The organism is Acinetobacter sp. 3657, assembly GCF_031456775.1.
Taxonomy (GTDB): Bacteria; Pseudomonadota; Gammaproteobacteria; order Pseudomonadales; family Moraxellaceae; genus Acinetobacter.
Genome location: NZ_JAVDVH010000001.1, coordinates 168,004 through 188,788, shown reverse-complemented (window position 1 = coordinate 188,788; position 20,785 = coordinate 168,004). Strand labels below are relative to the sequence as shown.

The 20,785-nt window shown below is 38.9% G+C and carries 16 protein-coding genes; 4 read left to right on the top strand and 12 right to left on the bottom strand.

Annotated elements, in window-relative coordinates:
- Window positions 1-17: 17 nt before the first annotated feature.
- The 10 genes from J2Y37_RS00860 to J2Y37_RS00815 form a co-directional block, all read right to left on the bottom strand.
- The gene (locus J2Y37_RS00860; protein WP_349031529.1) at window positions 18-1,067 is read right to left on the bottom strand and encodes a cyclopropane-fatty-acyl-phospholipid synthase family protein; all 1,050 of its coding nucleotides are present in this window, start codon (window positions 1,065-1,067) and stop codon (window positions 18-20) included.
- An 8-nt stretch (window positions 1,068-1,075) separates the two neighbouring features.
- Window positions 1,076-1,855, bottom strand: a complete 780-nt coding sequence (locus J2Y37_RS00855; protein WP_349031528.1) for a DUF1295 domain-containing protein — start codon at window positions 1,853-1,855, stop codon at window positions 1,076-1,078.
- Between the two features lie 34 nt (window positions 1,856-1,889).
- On the bottom strand, window positions 1,890-3,089 hold the full coding sequence (locus J2Y37_RS00850; RefSeq protein WP_349031527.1) for a cyclopropane-fatty-acyl-phospholipid synthase family protein: 1,200 nt from the start codon (window positions 3,087-3,089) through the stop codon (window positions 1,890-1,892).
- On the bottom strand, window positions 3,064-3,879 hold the full coding sequence (locus J2Y37_RS00845) for a DUF1365 domain-containing protein (RefSeq protein ID WP_349031526.1): 816 nt from the start codon (window positions 3,877-3,879) through the stop codon (window positions 3,064-3,066). Before J2Y37_RS00845 ends, J2Y37_RS00850 begins: the two co-directional genes overlap by 26 nt.
- 16 nt (window positions 3,880-3,895) lie before the next feature.
- Window positions 3,896-5,170: an NAD(P)-binding protein gene (locus J2Y37_RS00840; protein ID WP_349031525.1), complete on the bottom strand. Its 1,275-nt coding sequence runs from the start codon at window positions 5,168-5,170 to the stop codon at window positions 3,896-3,898.
- The gene (locus J2Y37_RS00835) at window positions 5,170-6,156 is read right to left on the bottom strand and encodes an acyl-CoA desaturase (RefSeq protein WP_349031524.1); all 987 of its coding nucleotides are present in this window, start codon (window positions 6,154-6,156) and stop codon (window positions 5,170-5,172) included. Before J2Y37_RS00835 ends, J2Y37_RS00840 begins: the two co-directional genes overlap by 1 nt.
- 254 nt (window positions 6,157-6,410) lie before the next feature.
- Window positions 6,411-8,876 carry an acyl-CoA dehydrogenase gene (locus J2Y37_RS00830; RefSeq protein ID WP_349031523.1) on the bottom strand — a complete coding sequence of 822 codons (2,466 nt, stop codon included), beginning with the start codon at window positions 8,874-8,876 and terminating at the stop codon, window positions 6,411-6,413.
- Window positions 8,877-9,608: 732 nt separating this feature from the next.
- The gene (gene zigA / locus J2Y37_RS00825) at window positions 9,609-10,832 is read right to left on the bottom strand and encodes a zinc metallochaperone GTPase ZigA (protein WP_349031522.1); all 1,224 of its coding nucleotides are present in this window, start codon (window positions 10,830-10,832) and stop codon (window positions 9,609-9,611) included.
- A gap of 14 nt (window positions 10,833-10,846) precedes the next feature.
- On the bottom strand, window positions 10,847-11,245 hold the full coding sequence (locus J2Y37_RS00820) for a transcriptional repressor (protein WP_349031521.1): 399 nt from the start codon (window positions 11,243-11,245) through the stop codon (window positions 10,847-10,849).
- A gap of 6 nt (window positions 11,246-11,251) precedes the next feature.
- Complete coding sequence (locus tag J2Y37_RS00815) at window positions 11,252-11,965, bottom strand: D-Ala-D-Ala carboxypeptidase family metallohydrolase (RefSeq protein ID WP_349031520.1); 714 nt, start codon at window positions 11,963-11,965, stop codon at window positions 11,252-11,254.
- A gap of 110 nt (window positions 11,966-12,075) precedes the next feature.
- On the opposite strand from J2Y37_RS00815, the gene folE2 reads away from it, so the two are divergent.
- The 4 genes from folE2 to J2Y37_RS00795 are packed head-to-tail and all read left to right on the top strand — an operon-like array spanning window position 12,076 to window position 15,318.
- Window positions 12,076-12,978 (top strand): GTP cyclohydrolase FolE2, encoded by a 903-nt coding sequence (folE2, locus tag J2Y37_RS00810; RefSeq protein WP_349031519.1) that lies wholly within the window; start codon window positions 12,076-12,078, stop codon window positions 12,976-12,978.
- Window positions 12,966-13,391, top strand: a complete 426-nt coding sequence (gene hisI / locus J2Y37_RS00805) for a phosphoribosyl-AMP cyclohydrolase (protein WP_349031518.1) — start codon at window positions 12,966-12,968, stop codon at window positions 13,389-13,391. Before folE2 ends, hisI begins: the two co-directional genes overlap by 13 nt.
- 21 nt (window positions 13,392-13,412) lie before the next feature.
- On the top strand, window positions 13,413-13,973 hold the full coding sequence (locus J2Y37_RS00800; RefSeq protein ID WP_349031517.1) for a hypothetical protein: 561 nt from the start codon (window positions 13,413-13,415) through the stop codon (window positions 13,971-13,973).
- Window positions 13,963-15,318: a dihydroorotase gene (locus J2Y37_RS00795; RefSeq protein ID WP_349031516.1), complete on the top strand. Its 1,356-nt coding sequence runs from the start codon at window positions 13,963-13,965 to the stop codon at window positions 15,316-15,318. The genes J2Y37_RS00800 and J2Y37_RS00795 overlap by 11 nt, the downstream gene beginning before the upstream one ends.
- 243 nt (window positions 15,319-15,561) lie before the next feature.
- On the opposite strand, the gene J2Y37_RS00790 is transcribed toward J2Y37_RS00795, so the two are convergent.
- Window positions 15,562-16,020, bottom strand: coding sequence for a hypothetical protein (locus J2Y37_RS00790; RefSeq protein WP_349031515.1), 459 nt, complete (start codon window positions 16,018-16,020; stop codon window positions 15,562-15,564).
- Window positions 16,010-20,647, bottom strand: a complete 4,638-nt coding sequence (locus tag J2Y37_RS00785) for an RHS repeat-associated core domain-containing protein (protein WP_349031514.1) — start codon at window positions 20,645-20,647, stop codon at window positions 16,010-16,012. Before J2Y37_RS00785 ends, J2Y37_RS00790 begins: the two co-directional genes overlap by 11 nt.
- Window positions 20,648-20,785: the final 138 nt, after the last annotated feature.

Sequence of the window (20,785 nt, the reverse complement as noted above, 5' to 3'; positions counted from 1 at the left end):
GGCAGATTCTCATTTCATTATACGGCTTTCTTTTTGAACAGGAAGTGACCAACCACCCATTCTTGACCTTGCTCAAAACCAAATAACTCTGCGCAAGCCATGAAGAATATACGCCAACGTTGCCACCATGCCTCAGCATCTTGCGCATACACTTTTGCAAAAAGTGGTTTTAATTGTTCAGCGTTGCGATCCATATTTTCCAGCCAAGCATTGGCAGTTTTTTCATAATGAGTACCTGACCATTGCCAATGCTGTGCAAGTTCTAAATGATCTTGGAAGTGTAAAAAAGTTGAACTTGCCGGCATCAATCCACCTGAGAAAAAGTATCTCGACATCCAGTCATATTCACTTTTGATTTCAAAAGGATAATGTAAAAAACGATGACAAAAAATGTGACACCATAACAATCCATCCGTTTTAAGCCATGATTGAATTTTCTCAAACAGCTTGTGATAGTTTCTGACATGCTCAAACATTTCTACAGAAACCACGCGATCAAATGAATTCTTTGTTAATTCAAGGACATTGACATCACAAGTCATTACTTCAATATTATTTAAATGACGCTTTTCGGCTTCCGCCAAGATATGTTTACGTTGGGTTGCAGAGTTGGACACTGCAGTAATTTTTGCATTGGGATAGCGTTCTGCCATCCATAATGTAAATGAACCCCAACCACATCCAAGCTCCAAGATCTGTTGACCATCCTGCAATTGCGCCCGCTCACTATAAATGTGCAGCGAAAATTCCTCTGCATCATCCAAAGTGGTTTTTTCATGTGGAAAAAAACATGCACTGTATTTTAACCTTTTTCCTAAAACAGCCTGAAAAAAAGCAGTTGGCAATTCATAATGTTGCTCGTTGGCTTTGTCCGTTTCGATTGCAATTTCACTGTGCTTCAGCATGTTCAGCACATCCATATAACGTTGAGCACCTTGTTCAGGGTCATAGCGCCCTTCTTGAATCAAGCGCTTTTTGCTCAATGCACGGATTGCGGCACGAATCGCCTGATCAGGTACTAGACCGCTCTCAACGAGTTTTAATGATTTTTGAATAATAAAGTCCATGCGCGTACCTACTCTTTGGGTTTCCACGGAATAAACATAGAAGTTCGTTTTTGATAATCGAGATAATTTTGACCTCGATTCTTTAAAGCCTGTTGTTCGCTAAATGGAATACCTGTGATGTAGTACAAGAACAACCACATCAACACTGGATATATCCACAAGCTATATAAACCCGCTGCCAATCCTAAAACTGGATAAGCAAACCAATGTATCCATTCAAAGAAATAATTTGGATGGCGTGAATAACGCCACAGACCTTGATCCATGGTTTTGCCATGATTTTGCGTGTTTTGCTTAAACCGATAAAGTTGTTGATCTGCGATCACCTCACCGATAAAAGCAATTGCCATGATCATGCCCGCAATAATCAGAAAATCATTGCTTTGAACACTCCATACGGCGCTTGGAACATTGAGCAAACTCCACATTGGAATCGTAAACAATATCGCCAAGCCTGCCTGAAACATAAAGAAAGCGAAAAAACCAAGATGTTGATATTTCCCCATCGCACGACGCATATTGGCATAGCGTCGATCTTCTTCATGCTCTGCTAAATAACGGCGTAACAAATGCCAGCTCAAACGCAAGAACCAGATTGAACTGAATATTCCAATGAATAACTGGACATTGATTGGGGCAACATCAACCAACCATGCTGTCATGACGATATTAAGAACAATACAAAAACTCCATGCCACATCAACGATGCCTGCACGATGATTGTATGTTGCCCATAACCAACAAACGGTCATCACCACTGCATCAAGTAAAAACAATTGCCACAACATTACTGCCTCCTTGATGCTTCAAATAAATGGATTATTAATATGGACTTGCTTCAAATAAGAGATGCACATCACTGATCACCCCCTCTTTAAAGCCACCTTCGCAATAACAAAGATAGAAATCCCACATTCGAATAAAGTTTTCATCAAAACCTAGCGCTAAAACTTGCGCTTTGGCATTTAAAAACCGCTCCCGCCATTGATGAATGGTTTCCGCATAGCTCAAACCAATATCTTCAAGATGCTTTAAACGTAACTGTTGTTCAGATGCAGCTTGAGTCAACACACTGATACACGGAATAAAGCTACCAGGGAAAATATAGCGTTTAATATAATCCACTGTATTGAGAGCTTTTTTATAACGAGCATCTTCGATCGTGATCGCTTGAATCAAGCCCAAGCCGTTGGGTTTTAATAAAGATCTACATTTATTAAAGTAGGTCGATAAATATTGCTCGCCCACCGCTTCGATCATCTCGATAGAGACTAATTTATCGAACTTGCCTTCCAATAAACGATAGTCTTTAAGTTGAACATCTACACGGTGGCTCAAGCCAGCATCTGCAATACGTTTGGTTGCTTCGTCATATTGAGCTTGTGAAATAGTAATGGTGGTGACTTTACAACCGTAGTTTTGCGCGGCATAAATTGCAAAACCACCCCAACCACTTCCAATCTCAACCAAATGATCCATCGGCTTGAGTTGTAATTTTTGGCAGATCAACTCTTTTTTATAGTCTGAGGCTTGCTCTAAAGTCATATCCTTGTGCTGATACACTGCACTGGAGTACATCATTGAAGAATCGAGAAATAACTTAAAAAAATCATTGCTCAGATCATAGTGTTCAGCAATATTTTTACGACTGCCTGTGAGTGAGTTTTTGCGGGTTTTGTACCACGCTTTTAACGCCAGTTGACTCACTTGAGAAATGACATTTTGGTTGATTTTGTCGAGCACATGACGATTTCTCGCCAATATCTGAATAACTTCGACTAAATGTTCACTGCTCCAATATCCTTGAATATAGCCTTCAGCCGCGCCAAGCACACCATTTTTAAAAATGAGATTGATTAACTCTTTATTATGAACCTCTATCGTCGCTTCTAAATCTGAAACCTCACCAACAGTGCCATTCCATTCTCCACGAAAATGAATTTGACCATGACGAAGTTTAAGCAAGCTTCGTAGAACCAAAGGCAGTGAATCGTGTTCACCGAAAATTAGCGTTTTCATCATGTTGTTTTAAATCCTTATCTTTTTTAGGATGCCGATAAAAAGGAACTTTCTTTCGCCATAGATGAAATGCTTGTATATAAATTGAAGCTAACATCTTGAAAGGTTCGAAGGCATGATGAATAGCATATCGATTGAGCTGTGAAGGAAGTGTGATGTTCACCAAGTTGAAGCGCATCGTTGCATCAAAAATCATTTTTTGCGACTGATACAGTTGCATATGAATGACATGCTGCACGTCAGAAAAACTAAACTTCCATTTATATTGAATGTCCATTGGCATAAATGGAGAAACATGAAATGTTTTCTCAAAATCAAACTCAAAACCTTGATATTGGCTGTGGTTTTCTAATTTATGTCGACAATCGTGCACATAAACTTTTCGTTCATTCCACGGTGTATTGCTAATCTCAGTTAATATAAAAATAGGTTGTTGCTGCTGATTGAGAACAAAATAAAACACCACCGAATTAAAACTAAAACCAAGCGTTCGCGGTAAAGCCAATACACGAATTTCTGCTTGAGCTGACAAAATGGTATCGGCTTGCTGCAACAGGATTTTTTTTATTTTCTGTCTGATTGTCCCTGTATGCTCTCGAAGAAAATCATCTTCATAAATATTTAAAACATTCCAGCGACGTGTAGAACACAGCCATGATTTGCCCAAATTTGCCGTTATTTGATCGGGATCAAAGCATAGATAACTCAACGATGCCTCGAAGTGATGTAGTTTTGGCGCAAAACGGCGATGCCTGATTTTTGCTTTTGCGATCGAAAGTGAATCATTAAACATATCATCACTCCCAATATCAATCAGATAACTTCAATAAAGGTTCGACCACACGTTCAGCACTACTTGCTCCGTCCTCATGGAATCCCCATCCCCAATACGCACCACAAAAGGAACTGCGATTTTTGCCATTTAGTTCATGCCAACGCGCTTGTGCTTGGATTGCTTTTTTGTCAAATACAGGATGTCGATAATGACGTTCGACATAAATCTTGTTTTTTGTAATTGGCATATTCGGATTGAGTGTCGAAAACACCTGTGTTTTACACGGTAGATTTTGCAAGCTGTTCATCCAATAGCTAAATCCATAATGCACATTATTTACATTAGATTTTTTCTTAGACTGATCTTGGGCTGTCACATGCACATGCCAACTCGCCCACTGTGATCGACGTTTTGGCATGATCGAGCTATCACTGTGTACGACCATAAAATTATCTTGATAATCGAAACAGCCTAATATATCTCGCTCTATTGCCGAAGGATTTCGGATCAGCTTTAAAGTGTCATCCGCGTGACTGGCAAACACAACCCAATCAAAAGTTTCCTGATTTTTTTCGGTAATAATCGTAACGGAATCATCAGCACGTGTTACCTGTTGCACTGGGGCATTCTTCCACTGTATGGAAGGACAAGCCGCTCGAATTGCGTGAATATAAGATGCCGACCCACCTTTTACCGTCTGCCATTGCGGTCGATCTTTTAATTGCAACATACGGTGGTGTTGAAAAAAACTCACCACAAATTTATAAGGGATTTTGCCCACTTGATCGACAGGACTTGACCAAAGTGCGCCACACATTGGATATAGATGTTCGTGTCTAAACACCTGCGAATAATCATTTCTATTTAAATAGTCTTCAATTGTTAAATCAGCATCACACTCATCTACCGAAACATCTTTATTGTCCTGATAAAAACGAATTAAATCAGACAACATGATCCGAAACTTTTTATTTAAAAAATTGTGTGGTCTGGTCAATAGTGACCATTTTTTTGAAGGGTTGTACTGTAGCCCTGTCACCTGATTATTAACTGAAAAACTCATATCACTGCTCTGAGCTTTTATTTGCAATTCAGCAATCATGGCGCTGAATAAGGGATAGTTATAATCATTAAACACAATAAAACCGCTATCGACCGCCACGTTTTTATCATCAATCAATAAATCATGCGTATCAGTATGACCACCAAAATAATTTTCTTTCTCAAAGATCGTTACTTGATGCTGTTTAGATAATTTCCACGCAGCATACATGCCTGAAATACCAGAGCCTACGATTGCAATCTTCATCAAGACTCCTTGCTATGAATTTTATTTGAGTTCATTTTGAATTTTTTGAGTTGGCTTTTACGTGCAGTGTAAATACGTTGTGGCACAGGCTTTATTCCCCATATCAGTCCCAGCCAAGACATGACTTTTAAAAGATAATAGCTAATATCTATTTGCCACCAAAAGAAACCCTGTCTGGTACTGCCTGCATAATAATGATGGTTGTTATGCCATCCCTCACCTAATGTGATAATGGATAGGAATAGATTATTTCGACTATTGTCATTGGTCTCAAAGTCCCGACTGCCATAGAGATGCGCAAGCGAATTGATACATAAAGTCGCATGGATCAACAAAACGGTTGAAACCACAAAACCCCAAACCAACAACTGTAAACCCGATGTCCCTAAGCTTGGATAAGTAACAGCTACCCACTCGCCGAAAGCGTAAATAGCCAAAGCTGTAATGAGTACTACAGGCAAACTAAAACGATCTAGCCAAACGATCTCAGGAAATTTAAGCCAGTCTTTGATCACTTCTTTACGGGTAGAAAAATTCTGCTCATTTAAAAACCAACCCACATGGCTGTACCAAAACCCATGTTTTGATGAATGAGGATCATGTTCCGTATCGGTATAACGATGATGATAACGATGATGTGCCGCCCACCATAATGGACCGCGTTGAGCGCTCATTGTGCCAATCAGCACAAAAATAAATTGTACGATTCTCGAAGTCTGAAATGTTTTATGCGATAGATAGCGATGGAAGAATGCTGTTATCGCGAACATACGAATGAAATAGAAGAACAGCATAAAAGCCACAGCAAACCAAGACACTCCAACCCAAAAGATGGCTAAACATGCGAGATGCAAGAAAATAAAAGGTAGAATTCTGAGCCACTGAATTTTGGCATCTTTGAAAGTTTTTAAAGTATCAAACTCATTTGTCTCGGAAGCATGCGTTATCGACCAACTGTCTATCCATCGCAGAAAAAATTTAAGCATTGATTCTTCCTGACCCATCTCTTTTTTTATAGTTATGATTGTAGTTAATTTGACATGAAATTTATGTGAAGCTCGAACGCAATTGATCAAGCTACCATGCTCATCATAGTATAAAATTATTGAATAAGCATATATTTTTGTTGATTTTTATATCTTTAAACTAAAAATTGATTTCGTTGCTATATCGAAGAAAATTGGATTGATACATAAAAAAGCGAGTCACATCGAACTCGCTTTTTTACACTCATCTTAAATTAACTTTTCAGATGAGGATTTTCTGGGATCAAATCATTTTCTAAATGCTCATCAAAGATATCGGTCAGCATGCTGTCATAGCGTTTTGCGTTGTATTGCAAGAGCTTTTCTGCTTCGCTTGAGTCAATGAAACCAACCGATATTGCATCCGCAATGTGCTCTTCGAAAGTAAGCCCTTTAAACTGATCTTTGGATTCAGCTTTTTTAAACTTATTCCATAGCGGTTGCACAGTGAGCAACATTTGGAAAGTTGACTCCATTCGTCCCATCACATCATCTGCTTCAGTCGTGTAATAAACATGTTTTTTCAACTCTTCTCGGAACGCATGTTCCTGTAGAAGTAATTGAGCAACGTCTTGTTTAAGTTGATCCGAAGGTTTTGAAATAGGTCGACCAAATGGGAAACAAATCAATTTCACCAACTGAGCTGCAATCTTGACTGGAAAATTTTCGTAAAATCCGAAAAATGCTTCTTGTGCATTATATAGCGCTTTATTTAATGCCAATTCAGCATGCTTCTGTTCAGCCTCAGTACGTTGACCATTTTCATAATATTTTAAAATCGCAGTTGCGATGAATAAATAAGAATGGATATCAGCCAAACGTCCTGAAAGCATTTCTTTACGTTTTAAATCCCCTGCCAAAATACCAAGTGCCATATCTGCTGTTAAGGCAAAATCTGCACTCATACGATTGATGATGCTGTAGTAAGGTTTTGAAAATTGATCCGACTGTTTAGAGCCATGATCTGAGCCACCTGTGATGCCAAATGCAACTGCTTTTGCTGCACGGTTGAATGTATAAGCAAGGTGTTTAAACAATAATGGATTAAATTGTTTTAAGGCAGATGCTTTATCTTCCGATTGCAACAGCTGTAACTCTTCGAATAAATAGGGATGACAACGCATCGAACCTTGACCAAAAATCATCAACGAACGTGTCAGAATATTGGCACCCTCAACCGTAATCGCAACTGGAATTGATTGATAAGTCAACGCAAGGAAATTACGCGGCCCAAGTTGAATTGCACGTCCACCTACAACGTCCATGCCATGATTGATGACTTTCCTCATCGCTTCAGTGGCATAGTACTTCGCCATCGCGGTCATTACTGCGGGTGTTCCACCTTGGTTCAAACCACAGGTTACTAAGTAGCGGAATGACTCCAACATATAAGCATCACTGGCGATATCGCTGGTGGCTTCTTGCACCCCTTCAAACTGCCCAACAGACACTTTGAACTGCTGACGAACACTGGCAAAAGCACCGACCAACAGATAACTCATTTCACCCGCAGCCGTTGCCAATGCAGGCAGTGAAATACCTCGACCGACACCAAGACACTCCATCAGCATGCGCCAGCCTTTACCTGCATTTTGCTGACCACCAATAATCCAATCAATCGGTATAAAAATATCGGTCCCTTCAACAGTACCATTCATAAATGGTGCACCGGGATTATGCCGAGCTCCAATTTTTATGCCTTCGTGACTTGCAGGAATTAAGGCACAGGTAATGCCATATTCGACTTTGCTTTTGTCCCCTAACAAGCCATCAGGATCATGGAGTTTAAACGCCAAACCAATGACAGTTGCAATCGGTGCAAGTGTGATCCAGCGCTTGGAAAAATTCATTTTCAGACCAAGCACTTCTTGACCTTGATACGTTCCATAACACACCACACCTGTATCTGGAATCGCGCCCGCATCTGAACCCGCTTCTGGACTGGTTAAACCAAAACATGGTACTTCCGTTCCGTTTGCTAAACCGGGCAAATAACGCTGCTTCTGTGCTTCTGTTCCATAATGCAGCAACAACTCACCGGGACCCAATGAATTTGGAACCATACAACTCACGGCAGCAGTCAATGAACGCGAAGCAATTTTGCTCATAATTCGGCTTTGTGCAAAAGGTGAGAATTCTTTGCCCCCAAATGACTTGGGAATAATTAACCCTAAAAAACCTTTATCTTTGACGAATTGCCAAACTTCAGGCGGCAAGTCTTTATCTTGGTGATGAATTTTCCATTCATCTAGCATTGAGCACAATTGCTGCACTTCATTATCTATAAATGATTGTTCTTCTGCTGAAAGCTGAGGATAAGGATACTCATCAAATTTTTCCCAGTCGGGAGAACCCATGAATAACTCTTTTTCCCACCAGCTTGTACCTGCTTCTAACGCTTCTCTTTCTGTGCTGCTCATACTTGGCATCGCTTTGGAGAGTATGTTGAAAGCGGGACGACTAATAAGAGCTTCACGCAAGGGAGGAATGAGTAAAATCACACTCATTATGATGATCGGTAATCCAATCAATAAACTCCACGGTGTGATAAAAACACTACACAGGATAGCGATGAGAATAGAAAGAATACTACCGGTTGTTCGATTGAGTTCGAAATAAAATACAGCCCACAGTATAACAAACTGAATCAACAAGCTAAGCAATATCAATAGTAGAGTCATGGTTGCTCCTTTGGCTTGAACTTGAACTGAGAAAATGAAGTCTAATTAATTAACTTTATAATTGAATCTAGTCTTGAATTAGTGAAGAAAGAGTGAAATTTTATTGTACAGAGAGTTTTTTTATTTTCCCTATAAGCTACCAAACATTACATAATTCTTGCAAAACAAAACTTAAGTAAAAAAGAGCGATTATTTTAATATGTATTTGATACCAACTGATATATCAGCATGATTATTTAAAACATCAACAAAAAAGTAAATAGATATATAAACAACAACTCAAAATAAATATTAATTTATATATCAATTAGATAAATAAAAATAATCATCACTACTTGTAGTGCTTGCATCACCAAAAAATTTAATTACATTTAAAAGTTATTTTCCATTATTATTAAAAAGAATGATTTTAAACATGGATCTATAAAAACTCGTTATTTAAAAAATACTTCTAGAATATTTCACCCATCAATTACACCTAAATTAAACAAGATGTTTTTATCACAGTGCTTCGTTTCAATATCAAAGCGTTGCTAACAATAAAACAGCTTAGAGTGATCTGACAGCTCAGATAACCATTAAAACTCTAGCGCTGAAATATCACTTTAGCTGGGTAATAAAGACTAAAAAGCTAGAGTTCCCTATTTATGCAATCGCATGATTTAGAAAACTCTAGCTCACCTTCCATTACAGATCGTAAACCACTTTCATCACTATTCAGACTCTTTGTATTTATTTAACGATCATATCCGCCCATTCAACAAACGGGTTATCAAACTTTTCCCATTCTTCTGCACCTAATGCCATTTCGTCATCCGTTAATAAACAAGCATCGAATTGTTGGATTAAATTTGATTCATCCATATCCATGCCAATCAATACGATTTCTTGACGTGCATCACCCGTTAGCTCATCCCAGTTTTTCTCTATAGCTTCACGACTGGGTTGATCTTCAGGCCAATGCTCATCACCTACAGCCGCCCACCAATAACCTGCGACACCATGTCGCGCCATCGCGCCTGCTTGAGACCAAGTGCCTGCAAATTCAGGATTGGATGCCAACCAAAAGAAGCCTTTTGAGCGAATAACGCCTTTCCATTCAGCGTTTACAAAATCAAAAAAACGCTGTGGATGAAAAGGTTTTCTGGCACGATAAACAAAACTGCGAATGCCATATTCTTCTGTTTCAGGAGTATGCTCACCTCTGAGTTCTTTTAGCCAACCTGGTGCTTGTGCCGCTTCATTAAAATCAAAGAGATTGGTGTTTAATATACGATCTAGATTTACTTGGCCAAAAGCTGAAATTTCAATTTTTGCTCTCGGATTGAGTGAATGTAAAATTCCAAATAACTGTTCTTTTTCTTGAGCATTAATTAAATCAACTTTATTTAATACAATCACATCACAAAACTCGATTTGATCAATCAAAAGGTCAACTACATTTCGCCCATCTTCTTCCCCGAGTGATTCGCCTCGCGATTGCAAACTATCCAGCGAACTGTAATCTTTTAAAAAATTATAGGCATCGACCACCGTGACCATGGTATCGAGACGAGCAAACTCACTCAGTGAAACACCATTTTCATCTTCAAAAGTAAAGGTTTCAGCAACAGGTAGTGGCTCGGAAATTCCCGTTGATTCAATCACCAATTGATCGAAACGATTGTCTTCAGCTAAACGGCGAACTTCAATGAGCAAATCCTCTCTCAAGGTACAGCAAATACAACCATTACTCATTTCCACTAGCTTTTCATCGGTTCGTGACAACTCTGCGCCACCCTCACGTACCAAAGCGGCATCAATATTGACTTCTGACATATCATTCACGATCACTGCGATTTTTCGCCCTTCACGATTATTCAATATATGATTAAGTAACGTGGTTTTTCCTGCGCCCAAAAATCCTGACAAAACGGTGACAGGCAGTTTAGATGGAGTGGCTAAAGAATGATTCATTGGCTTTCTCACTTTTAAATTTGCTGGGTTTCATGTTTGGAAGTACATGAAAAACATTGACCTAATACTTCTAAATATTGGTATTTAGGATTGAACTTTTTGGCTTTGATGGAGGATTCCACACAGTTTTTAAGCTGTGGAATCACAATACTTTGTACCTGTTGACACTCTGTACACACGGTAAAAAGTTGGTAACTCGCTGTGATTTCAGCTTGACTGAGGACATACATATTCAATGTATTCAGTTTTACGATCAGGCATTGCTCTGAGAGCTTTTTAAGAATGCGATAGATTTGGATCGGTGCATGAAAACCATAGGGTTTTGCCTTTTCTAACAACTCATAAGCACTCATGGCTTTGTTTTCTGTTTTTAATATGTCTAAAATATTTTGCTGGGCTATGGTTCGTTTCATTCCGATTTACTCATTGTTATTATTAGAAAAATTATTTATGCACGGTGATGACGTGTAACGGTGATCGACACCCCATGTACGATATCCCGCCGCATCGATATGAATTTGTCCTGATGCATAAACACCTAAACCCATATTCAGTGCTGCACCTTTCTCACGCCAAAACTGACAAAGTTTAGTTTTTGTTTTCTCGATACGGATCTGTTCAATCGGATCTGGTTTTTCACTGCCAATGCGAAAATCGAGCGCCGCATTAAAGACGTGTTTAGATGCGCCCGCTCCGCCAGCACACTGATTTAAAGCATAGCTTCGATAGACCGATGTCACCGTAAATTGATCTATCAACTTTTTTTCAACAAATTGATTGAGAATAGTTAAAGTTGGAACAATGTTGCGCCATAACTCTCTTGGTGGAACTTCATATTCGGCATAATTGCATTTCTGCCAATCTCTAGCGGTCTGAAAAAATTCAGCGTCTGGAATGTAAGAATCAACACCCTGAGCTTTTAAAAAATGTTTATATGCCAGTATTTGTTGTTGATGCTCGGCTTGATTCGCCCATTGTAAGTAAGAAGATGGTAGGCGCTTTTCTTGTAGGATAATTTTTGGAATAACCTGTTTCTGTTCAAGCTTGGGTTGCTGATTTAGCTGAGCTGCTTTATCAGGGTAATGACATGCAGAAAGACAACTAATGAATCCAAGCAGATAGATTTTGTTCATTTTGATTTGCCAGCGTCTCTCAAAGTAAATTAACGACACAACGAGCTTGTCGATACTTATTGTTATGTTATAACATTACACTACGCATTACAACGTAAGCAAACAAACAAATGAATCTTGTTCTCCCCGATATTTCTGCTGAATCTACCTTACCAAAAGCATATAGCCATTCCCTTGACTGGGTCGGTATGGAAAACATTGCGCTACCAGTACATATCGAAAATACACGTTGCCCAAGCCAAATCAATGCCTTTGTCAGCCTAGATGATCCTTTCGCCAAAGGCATTCACATGTCACGCCTGTATACCCGACTTTTAGAACTGACCAAAATCAGCAATCTCAACCTATTTGATATCAAACATGTTTTAAAAGACTTTTTGGAAAGCCACAAAGATTTATCAACACATGCAAAAATTGAAATTCATAGCGAACTGTATATCGAACGACCAGCCTTAATCAGTAAGCTATCGGGCTGGAAAAGCTATCCTTTTGTTCTGTCATGCCAACTTTTAAAGGATCAATTTGAAGCGAGACTAAAAGTCGAGATTCCCTATTCTTCCACCTGTCCTTGTTCCGCGGCGCTCGCTAGAAATATTATTCAACAACGATTTCAAACGGCATTGGCTAATCAAGAAATCAGTTTAGATCAGCAACAAATCGTAGATTGGCTCAATACCACGGACGCGATCGCAGCGACACCGCATAGCCAAAGAAGCTTTGCCATTCTCAATTTCAAACTCGATCAAAATATTAAACACATCCCGTTAATTTTATTCATTAATCAAGCTGAACAGTCACTCATGACAGCCGTGCAAACTGCGGTAAAACGTATTGATGAACAAGCATTTGCAGTCGCCAACGGTCAAAACCTTATGTTTTGTGAAGATGCATTACGACGTCTCTATGGCACATTTCTACAGCATAAAAATATCAAAGGCTTCAATTTTAAAGTCATTCATGCCGAAAGTTTGCATGCACATGACGCTGTGGCTCGGGGTTCATGGCAATGGTAGACCTTTCAATTTTCGAGCGCATGGAACACGGTGCCTTAGGACAAAAGTTTGATTTCAACAGTGTTTTTGAGCAGATCAAGTGGAATCAAGATGGCCTGATCCCTGCCATCACGCAAGATCACCATACCAAAGATGTACTGATGATGGCTTGGGTCAATGCCGAATCTCTAATCGAAACATTGACATCAAAACAAGTGTGTTACTGGTCGCGCTCACGTAAATGTTTGTGGCGAAAAGGTGAAAGTTCAGGTCATCGGCAGCATTTGATTGAAGCCCGACTTGATTGTGATGGCGATAGCCTTTTGTTTCTGGTCAATCAAATCGGCCCTGCTTGCCACACCCAACGCCCCAACTGTTTTTATCTTGGTCTAAAAGGTGATCAGGTCGAGATTTTAACCCAACCGATGATTTAACTTTTTTAAAATGGTAATTCTATGCTTCGTAAAAATCCATCTGGTCATCTTCCTGTGATTGATCAATCTGCTTATGTCGATCAAACCGCGATTATTTGTGGGAAAGTTATTGTGCATGCCAATGTGTTTATTGGTCCTTATGCAGTGATTCGAGCAGATGAAACCGATGAAAATGGAGAGATGGAACCGATTATTATTGGCGCAAACTCCAATATTCAAGATGGTGTGGTGATTCACTCCAAAGCTGGAGCAGCAGTGATTATTGGTGAAAACTCATCGATTGCACATCGCTCGATTATTCATGGTCCTTGTGAAATCGGTCATCATGTTTTTGTTGGTTTTAACAGTGTGCTATTCAATTGTAAGGTTGGCGATCATAGCGCGATTCGACACAATGCCGTGGTGGATGGACGTGATTTACCCCACCATTTTTATGTGCCAGCTATGAGTTATATCAATCCTAAAACCGATTTAAGCCAATATCCACCTGTTGATATCTCAATCAGTGAATTTTCTGAAAGTGTGGTTACGACAAATATCGAACTAGTCAAAGGTTATAAGGCATTACACAATGAGTTTTAAACAATATCCAAAAATCATTATTCGCAATGCCAACTTGGTTAATGAAGGCAAACAGTATATTGCAGACATGCTGATTCAAGATGGACGAATTGAGAAAATTGCCTCCAACATCACAGGTATTTTCAATGCGAAAAGCATTGATGCAAATGGTGCTTGGCTGATCCCCGGCATGATTGATGATCAAGTGCATTTTAGAGACCCTGGTTCACCACAAAAAGGCAGTATCGCATCGGAATCAATGGCCGCAACGATTGGTGGTATTACCAGTTATATGGATATGCCCAATACCAATCCCGCAACATTGAACTTAGAAACCTTAACGCAAAAAAAGCAAATTGCAGCACAACACAGCATGGCAAATTATGCATTTCATTTTGGTGTGAGTTCTGACAATTTAGACATTATTGAACAACTTGATCCAAAATTGGTCAGTGGTGTCAAAGTGTTTATGGGTGCATCAACGGGGAATATGCTGGTTGATGATCCTCAAATTCTTGAACGGTTGTTTGCCAATGTGCCGACGATCTTATTGACGCATTGCGAATATACGCCTCGGATTAAGGCACAAGAAAAGTTATATTTGGAGAAATATGGCGAAAATATTCCAGCAGCAATGCACCCTAAAATTCGGGATAAACAGGCCTGTTATGAAAGTTCACGACTGGCTGTTTCATTGGCTGAAAAATATGGAACGCAATTGCATGTTTTACATATTACAACTGCCAAAGAACTTTGCTTATTCAAAGACTTGCCCTTAAATCTAAAGCATATTACTGCTGAAGTTTGTATTCATCATCTCAGTTTTGATGATTCTGATTATGCTGCGCTTGAGCATTTAATTAAATGTAATCCTGCAATCAAGACCCCACAGGATAAAGAGGCCTTGATCCATGCAATTTCTAACAGTAATCGTTTGGATATTATAGGCACAGATCATGCACCACATACATGGGATGAAAAACAGCAAACGTATTTGAATGCTCCATCAGGGCTACCCTTGGTTCAACATGCACTTCCTGCACTAATGGAACTGGTTGCAGATGAGAAACTCAGTATCGAAACTATGGTACGTAAAACCTCTCATCAAGTGGCTGACTTATTTAAGATCAAAGATCGTGGTTATATTCGTGAGGGATATTGGGCTGATCTCGTTTTACTTAGAGAAAATACCCAACGTATGGCTGTGAAAGATCAAAGAAATTACATGAAGTGCAATTGGAGTCCTTTCCAAGATAAAACTTTCCATTATGAGGTTGATACCACTATTGTTTCAGGACAACTTGCGTGGCACCAACAACAATTGTTTTTAAGTTGTCGAGGCAAAGCTTTAGAGATTGATCGATAGAAAGGATATTCGATTAAATTCCGAACTTGCTTGTTCTACAACTTTTAGACCTGTGTTGGTCTGCTCAACGGTGTAAGTATTATATTGCCCCGTTGAAACTAGACCAAATTGAAGTTGAGTTCTTAAAATTAAGAAAACCTCACTACGCTCATCCTTGAATAAGGGATTGATCCTTTGTAAGTTTTCTACAAAAAAGGAATTATTGGGCTTTGTTAATAGATAACTAAAATTTAATTTATAAGTTCAATCTATTCCTTTTAATATTTCCCCTAATATTTTAAGATTCTGTAACTCTTCATCTGTATATTTCATTTTCGATAACAGCTCATGATCACTTATAATTTTAATATATTGATCAAAAATATTAATCTTATTTTCTAACAAGAATTCGACAAACTCCCCACCGTTTTCATTTCGATGAAACTCAGTAAAAAATAAAGTTGTATAAAAGGTCTTTTTCTGCTTATCATTTAAACCTAACAGAAATGTATCTAAATTATTATAAAACTCACTGTAGGACTGACTACCACAGAAGATATTCTTGTCAATAAGATTGATTGAGTTAACAATTTGAATATCTTGTGTTAAAACAGCAACCCTATTGTTAAAACTATTAATGCAAGATTTTTTTTCAATTGAAGAACACCCTGTAAATGACAATACTCCAATTATAAATAAGGTTTTTTTGATTTTATTTAACATTCAGTTCCCCCCAATTTGTAACCTCCTTTCTTTTCCAACCAAAATTCATCCAAGTATCTGAACGACCTCCTTTCCAAACATATTTCTGTTGAGTTTTAGTAGTAGAAATCATTTCATTTAACTTATTCCACTGCTCATTATTTCCGGTAGATTTAACTGTAACGCATCCTAAACTTAACCTTCCAGGATGTAATCGAAATCCACTTCTTTTACCATCAATTGTAAAATCATCAATCCAACCATCATCACCATATAAAGCATACCAATCTGGATGTCTATCATCAGGCACCAAAAAATATTTCCCATTCGGTAATCCAGTACCATTGGAAGTAAAACCAGCATCACTAATTTGCCCACCAGTATACACATCACGAATAATTAACTTAGTATCTTTCTCAATATCTCTAGCAACTATTATATTTTTATCTTTATAAAAATCTAATACAACATATAATCCCATTGGATCCGTCAATTGATTCGGGTTGCTAACATATTTCATTATATTTAACCCACCCTCTAACCCAATCGGATCTTTACTCACATATCTTGCACTATGGGGTTCGTAATAACGATAACGGTTATAGTGTAATCCTGTTTCTTGATCGTAATATTGACCTTGGAATCTCAGATTACTTTGCTCGAATGGATTGTCTGGATTTACTGTTTTGAGGTCGAGTGTGCTGCCCCAAGTATCTTGGGTAATTTCCCAAACACACTCACCTCTTGCATTGGTCATAGTTTGTGGCGTACCGACTTGATCGCAATGATAAAAAGTGATCTGCTCTAAATCAACTCGATTTTTACGGGTATCATTACGCCATACAGGATCCTTATAAACCGAATAAGGTTTGCTTTGATATTCAGCATAATCAGGGGTTTCGATCAGTTGAATAAAACCTGTATATCCTGCTTGTAACAATGGAACGAAGCTATCAGGCTCATAGATATAGTGCTTGGTATAACTGTCTTGTTCTGATTTGAGGGATTCCCAAATCATCAAATCACCATCCCAACCAAACAAGGTCAGCGCATCTACCGTTTTCTTGTAAAGTCTGCGCCCAAATACGTCATAGCCATAGTCCGTAACTTGACCATTGTGATCACTTCGAATCAACCGATTTTGATTGTCCCATGTCAGTTTAAGCGTTTTACCTGCTTGTTTAGCCTCTATGACATTGCCTTGTGCATCGTAGTGGTAATGTTTTCCTTGATAGCTTCTGACTAGATTATTTTTTATTTGTGCCGTACTAGATGCGGATACAGAATCAATCAAATTACCCGCAGGGTCAAAGCTAAAACTCTCTGTTTTATGTGCGCTTTGACTAGAGACTAGTCGTCCGATTGGATCGTATTGATAATTCAATTGTCCTAAACGGCTATCTTCGACTTGGCTTAATAGATAGTTTTGGTCGTAATGGTAATGTCGATGCGCTTGGTATTGTAACTGGTCTTGCGTTTCTTGTTCAGGCTGAATCAATTGGGAGCTGAGTAAACCCACGTCATTATAATGTTTGGTTTGTATTAATCCATTTGCCAATAGTCGGGTTGTTTCTCGATGTAAGTCATCGCGTTGGAATGAAACCACGTCTTGTTTATTTAGGGCAATGGCATATAAATGTCCTGAGCCATAGCTTAAATTGGCTTGTTCCTGTCCATCTGGGCGTATGGTTTTACTCAGATTACCGAGTTCGTCATATTCATAACGTAAAACTGCTGTGAGTGGACCAAGCCCTGATATTTTGTAGTGCTGATGTTCTCTAACCAATTGCCCAAGTGCATTGCGATAAAAATCAATTTGGCTAACCTCATTACTGACTCGGCTCAGTTGATTGTTGAGGTTGTAATCAAACTGCTCTGTTTGTGTTTTCCCCATCTGTAAATGGCTAAAGCTTTTCGACGCGATTTGTCCATCTGCGTAATAATCAAATTGGGTCAGAATGTTCGGTTGACGGATTTGGAAGAGTCTGCCGATTTCATTGTAGCTGTAGTGTTTTTCTTCTCCATCAAAGGCTTGTTCACGTATCAAGTATCCATTTTGGTTATAGTCAAATAGGTATTCTGCTTGGTTTTGGTTGATCAGTTTTTGGATGCGTCCTTGTTTATCCCATTGATAGCCAATGCGATGTCGATTGGCATCGATGCGTTGTTCCAGTAATCCCGTGGCATTGTATTGGTACTCAGTCACTAAACCTTTAGTATCAATATGTTTGAGTAAACGCCCTTCTTCATCATGTTCAAAGTGTTCTTTTAGCCCATCAGGATAGACGATGCTTTGCAGTTGTCCTTTGTCTCGACCTTGAGTGCTGTAAAGATACTGCACTGTCTTATTATTCGCAGTTTGTTCGGCTGTTAATGCGCCATCCTCATCATATTCCCAAGTACTGCTTTTGCCTGAGCAATCAGTATAGGAGGTCATTTGTCCTAATTCATTGTATTGAATTTTTTTTCTGCCGCCTTTGGCATCAATCACTTCGATCAATTGATTATCATTGTTGTATTTATATTGGGTAATGTGACCCAAAGGATTTATTTCTTTGCTGACATTACCCTTGGCATCATATTCTCGTTTCCAAATATTGCCTTCAGGATCTTTTGTTTCGAGCAAATTGCCTTGCTCATCATATGCAAAGCGGATTACCCCGCCATTTGGCTGTACGATTTTGATGAGTTGGTCTTTGTCATTGTATTCTTGTTGTGTCTCACGTCCTTCAAAATCAATTTGACGAGTAATACGTTTTTGACTATCACGGCTGTACCACGATTCACGTCCATCTGCTAAACGAGTACGGTAGGTAAAGCCATTCAGATCAAAATAGTAATAGGTCGGAATATCATAGGCATCGTAAACCGCGACTTGGCGTAAACGTGGATGCCATTTGAGTTTGGTGTGGTAACTGCCATCATCCGCCCATTCTTCGATGGCTTTGGCTTTGACTTCAGTTGATTCATAACGAATATTTTGCCCACGTCCTGTACGATCTGTATAGCGTGTGAGTTGGTGGAAATGGTTGTATTCGTATTCACGGACATGTCCATTTTGGTCAATGGCTTTGATCAAATTACCTTGTGTATCGTAGTGATAACGCGCTAAAGGTTCGACTTCCTCATCGATAAATACCGCAATGATTTTAACTTGCTCATTAAAAGCAAATTTCAATTTGTGTTGGGCAAGTTCTAATTGGAAATCAACGCTTTGTAGATAGGCAATTTCATCAAAAACAAGGTAGCTTAAAACAATTTTTTCTTGTGTATTTTCATTAAATTGTTGAATCAATTGATAAGGCTGACCAGCCGAAAATTGATGAAATTGAAAATACCATCCTCCACCGAAGTTTAGTATTAAATCACTATCTTCGAGTGGTTGTACGGTTATTCCTTCAAATGGTACTTCATAAGCTTCAAAGAGGATTGAAGCAGGGAATTGATGTTTCCGCCCTTTACTGTCTATAAATAAATAGCCTTGAGCATTGGGTTGAATCATGTTGGAAAATGGCATCATCCAACGTGCGCCAATCATGCTTCGATCAAACTCACCCATTTGTGAGCTGTATTGGCGAATAAAGGAAAAACCGATTTTAGGTAAATAAAAATCTGCGTGTTGAACGCGTTCCGTGCCGATTGAATAACTGATACTTTTTTTAGATTGCGAATCCTCACCCTCACATGGTGGGGCATTTAGGGCATCTGCTTGTAAGCTCACAAATTCATAGGTATCACCTTTGGTCTGTCTCTCATATTCTCCAGTTTGATTCATTGGTACACTGGCGCTGCCTTTATTTTCTAATGCCTTAATCGCACTCAAAGTTTCTTGTATCAACCACGCCAAGCTATATTTTTGGCTGGCATTGGCTTGTTGTTGTAACACTTGTGCGAGTGTATTGATCGCCTGAGTTGCTTCTTGTTGCAATCGACTTGTGATATTGGGTTGTATTTTAGGCGTTAAATCTGCTTGGCTCGGTGTCCCAATCAGATCGATCAATGGAACTGCCCAGTTGCTAAATTTAAGCTTGGGATCTCGTTTCTCCGCTGAAGCACCTGCTTGAGCTGCAACGCCTGTATTGATACCTGTAGCCATGCTCTGTAAAATACTCATACCCATCGTCGCGGCTTGGGTGAGTAAGCCACTTAACTTCGCTTGGGTTTCTTTTAAAAATGTTTCTAAATCCCCTGCCACCATTGCATTGAGATGTAAGCCTAAACGTTTAATATCAGGCTCTTTGATTTTTCCATTTTTAGGATATAAGCTTTCCGCCATTAAGCCAAACATCGGTCGTAACGCCATTCGCGCATGTGCTTCATTATTCGGTTCAGGAAACAATCCGATTAAATTTGCCCCGAGTAAAGCACCACGCTGTATATCAGCATCGCCAGTCTGCGGTGTTGTGGCATATAAGAGTAAATCTAAAACACTACCTGTTAATGCAAAAATATTAGCAACTGTAGGTACATTAGCGTTGCTTTTGACTTGTTCGAGCGAGGTATTGCCACAGACCTGTAAATACAGTTGGATTTGATTTGCGATCACCTGCAAATCAGTGACATCCCGAGTACTTTCTAAGTTAAATACTGCGAGCTCAACAGCGGGTTGTTTTGTTGTTTCTGCCTGTTGTGTCTTTTCAGTAGCCATTAATATAAAACCTTTAATTCATTTAATTACATCAATACTTTGACTTAAACTCAGTATTTCTTTTCATCTGATCTACTTTTTAAGCTTTGTAAATGTATCCATAACACCATATTGAATCGGAGAATCAACTTTAGTGAA

Bases quoted from the DNA above. Each gene is read 5' to 3' on its own strand.
- J2Y37_RS00860 (WP_349031529.1), bottom strand. From the start codon at position 1,067: ATGGACTTTATTATTCAAAAATCATTAAAACTCGTTGAGAGCGGTCTA.
- J2Y37_RS00855 (WP_349031528.1), bottom strand. From the start codon at position 1,855: ATGTTGTGGCAATTGTTTTTACTTGATGCAGTGGTGATGACCGTTTGT.
- J2Y37_RS00850 (WP_349031527.1), bottom strand. From the start codon at position 3,089: ATGATGAAAACGCTAATTTTCGGTGAACACGATTCACTGCCTTTGGTT.
- J2Y37_RS00845 (WP_349031526.1), bottom strand. From the start codon at position 3,879: ATGTTTAATGATTCACTTTCGATCGCAAAAGCAAAAATCAGGCATCGC.
- J2Y37_RS00840 (WP_349031525.1), bottom strand. From the start codon at position 5,170: ATGAAGATTGCAATCGTAGGCTCTGGTATTTCAGGCATGTATGCTGCG.
- J2Y37_RS00835 (WP_349031524.1), bottom strand. From the start codon at position 6,156: ATGCTTAAATTTTTTCTGCGATGGATAGACAGTTGGTCGATAACGCAT.
- J2Y37_RS00830 (WP_349031523.1), bottom strand. From the start codon at position 8,876: ATGACTCTACTATTGATATTGCTTAGCTTGTTGATTCAGTTTGTTATA.
- zigA (WP_349031522.1), bottom strand. From the start codon at position 10,832: ATGAATCATTCTTTAGCCACTCCATCTAAACTGCCTGTCACCGTTTTG.
- J2Y37_RS00820 (WP_349031521.1), bottom strand. From the start codon at position 11,245: ATGAAACGAACCATAGCCCAGCAAAATATTTTAGACATATTAAAAACA.
- J2Y37_RS00815 (WP_349031520.1), bottom strand. From the start codon at position 11,965: ATGAACAAAATCTATCTGCTTGGATTCATTAGTTGTCTTTCTGCATGT.
- folE2 (WP_349031519.1), top strand. From the start codon at position 12,076: ATGAATCTTGTTCTCCCCGATATTTCTGCTGAATCTACCTTACCAAAA.
- hisI (WP_349031518.1), top strand. From the start codon at position 12,966: ATGGCAATGGTAGACCTTTCAATTTTCGAGCGCATGGAACACGGTGCC.
- J2Y37_RS00800 (WP_349031517.1), top strand. From the start codon at position 13,413: ATGCTTCGTAAAAATCCATCTGGTCATCTTCCTGTGATTGATCAATCT.
- J2Y37_RS00795 (WP_349031516.1), top strand. From the start codon at position 13,963: ATGAGTTTTAAACAATATCCAAAAATCATTATTCGCAATGCCAACTTG.
- J2Y37_RS00790 (WP_349031515.1), bottom strand. From the start codon at position 16,020: ATGTTAAATAAAATCAAAAAAACCTTATTTATAATTGGAGTATTGTCA.
- J2Y37_RS00785 (WP_349031514.1), bottom strand. From the start codon at position 20,647: ATGGCTACTGAAAAGACACAACAGGCAGAAACAACAAAACAACCCGCT.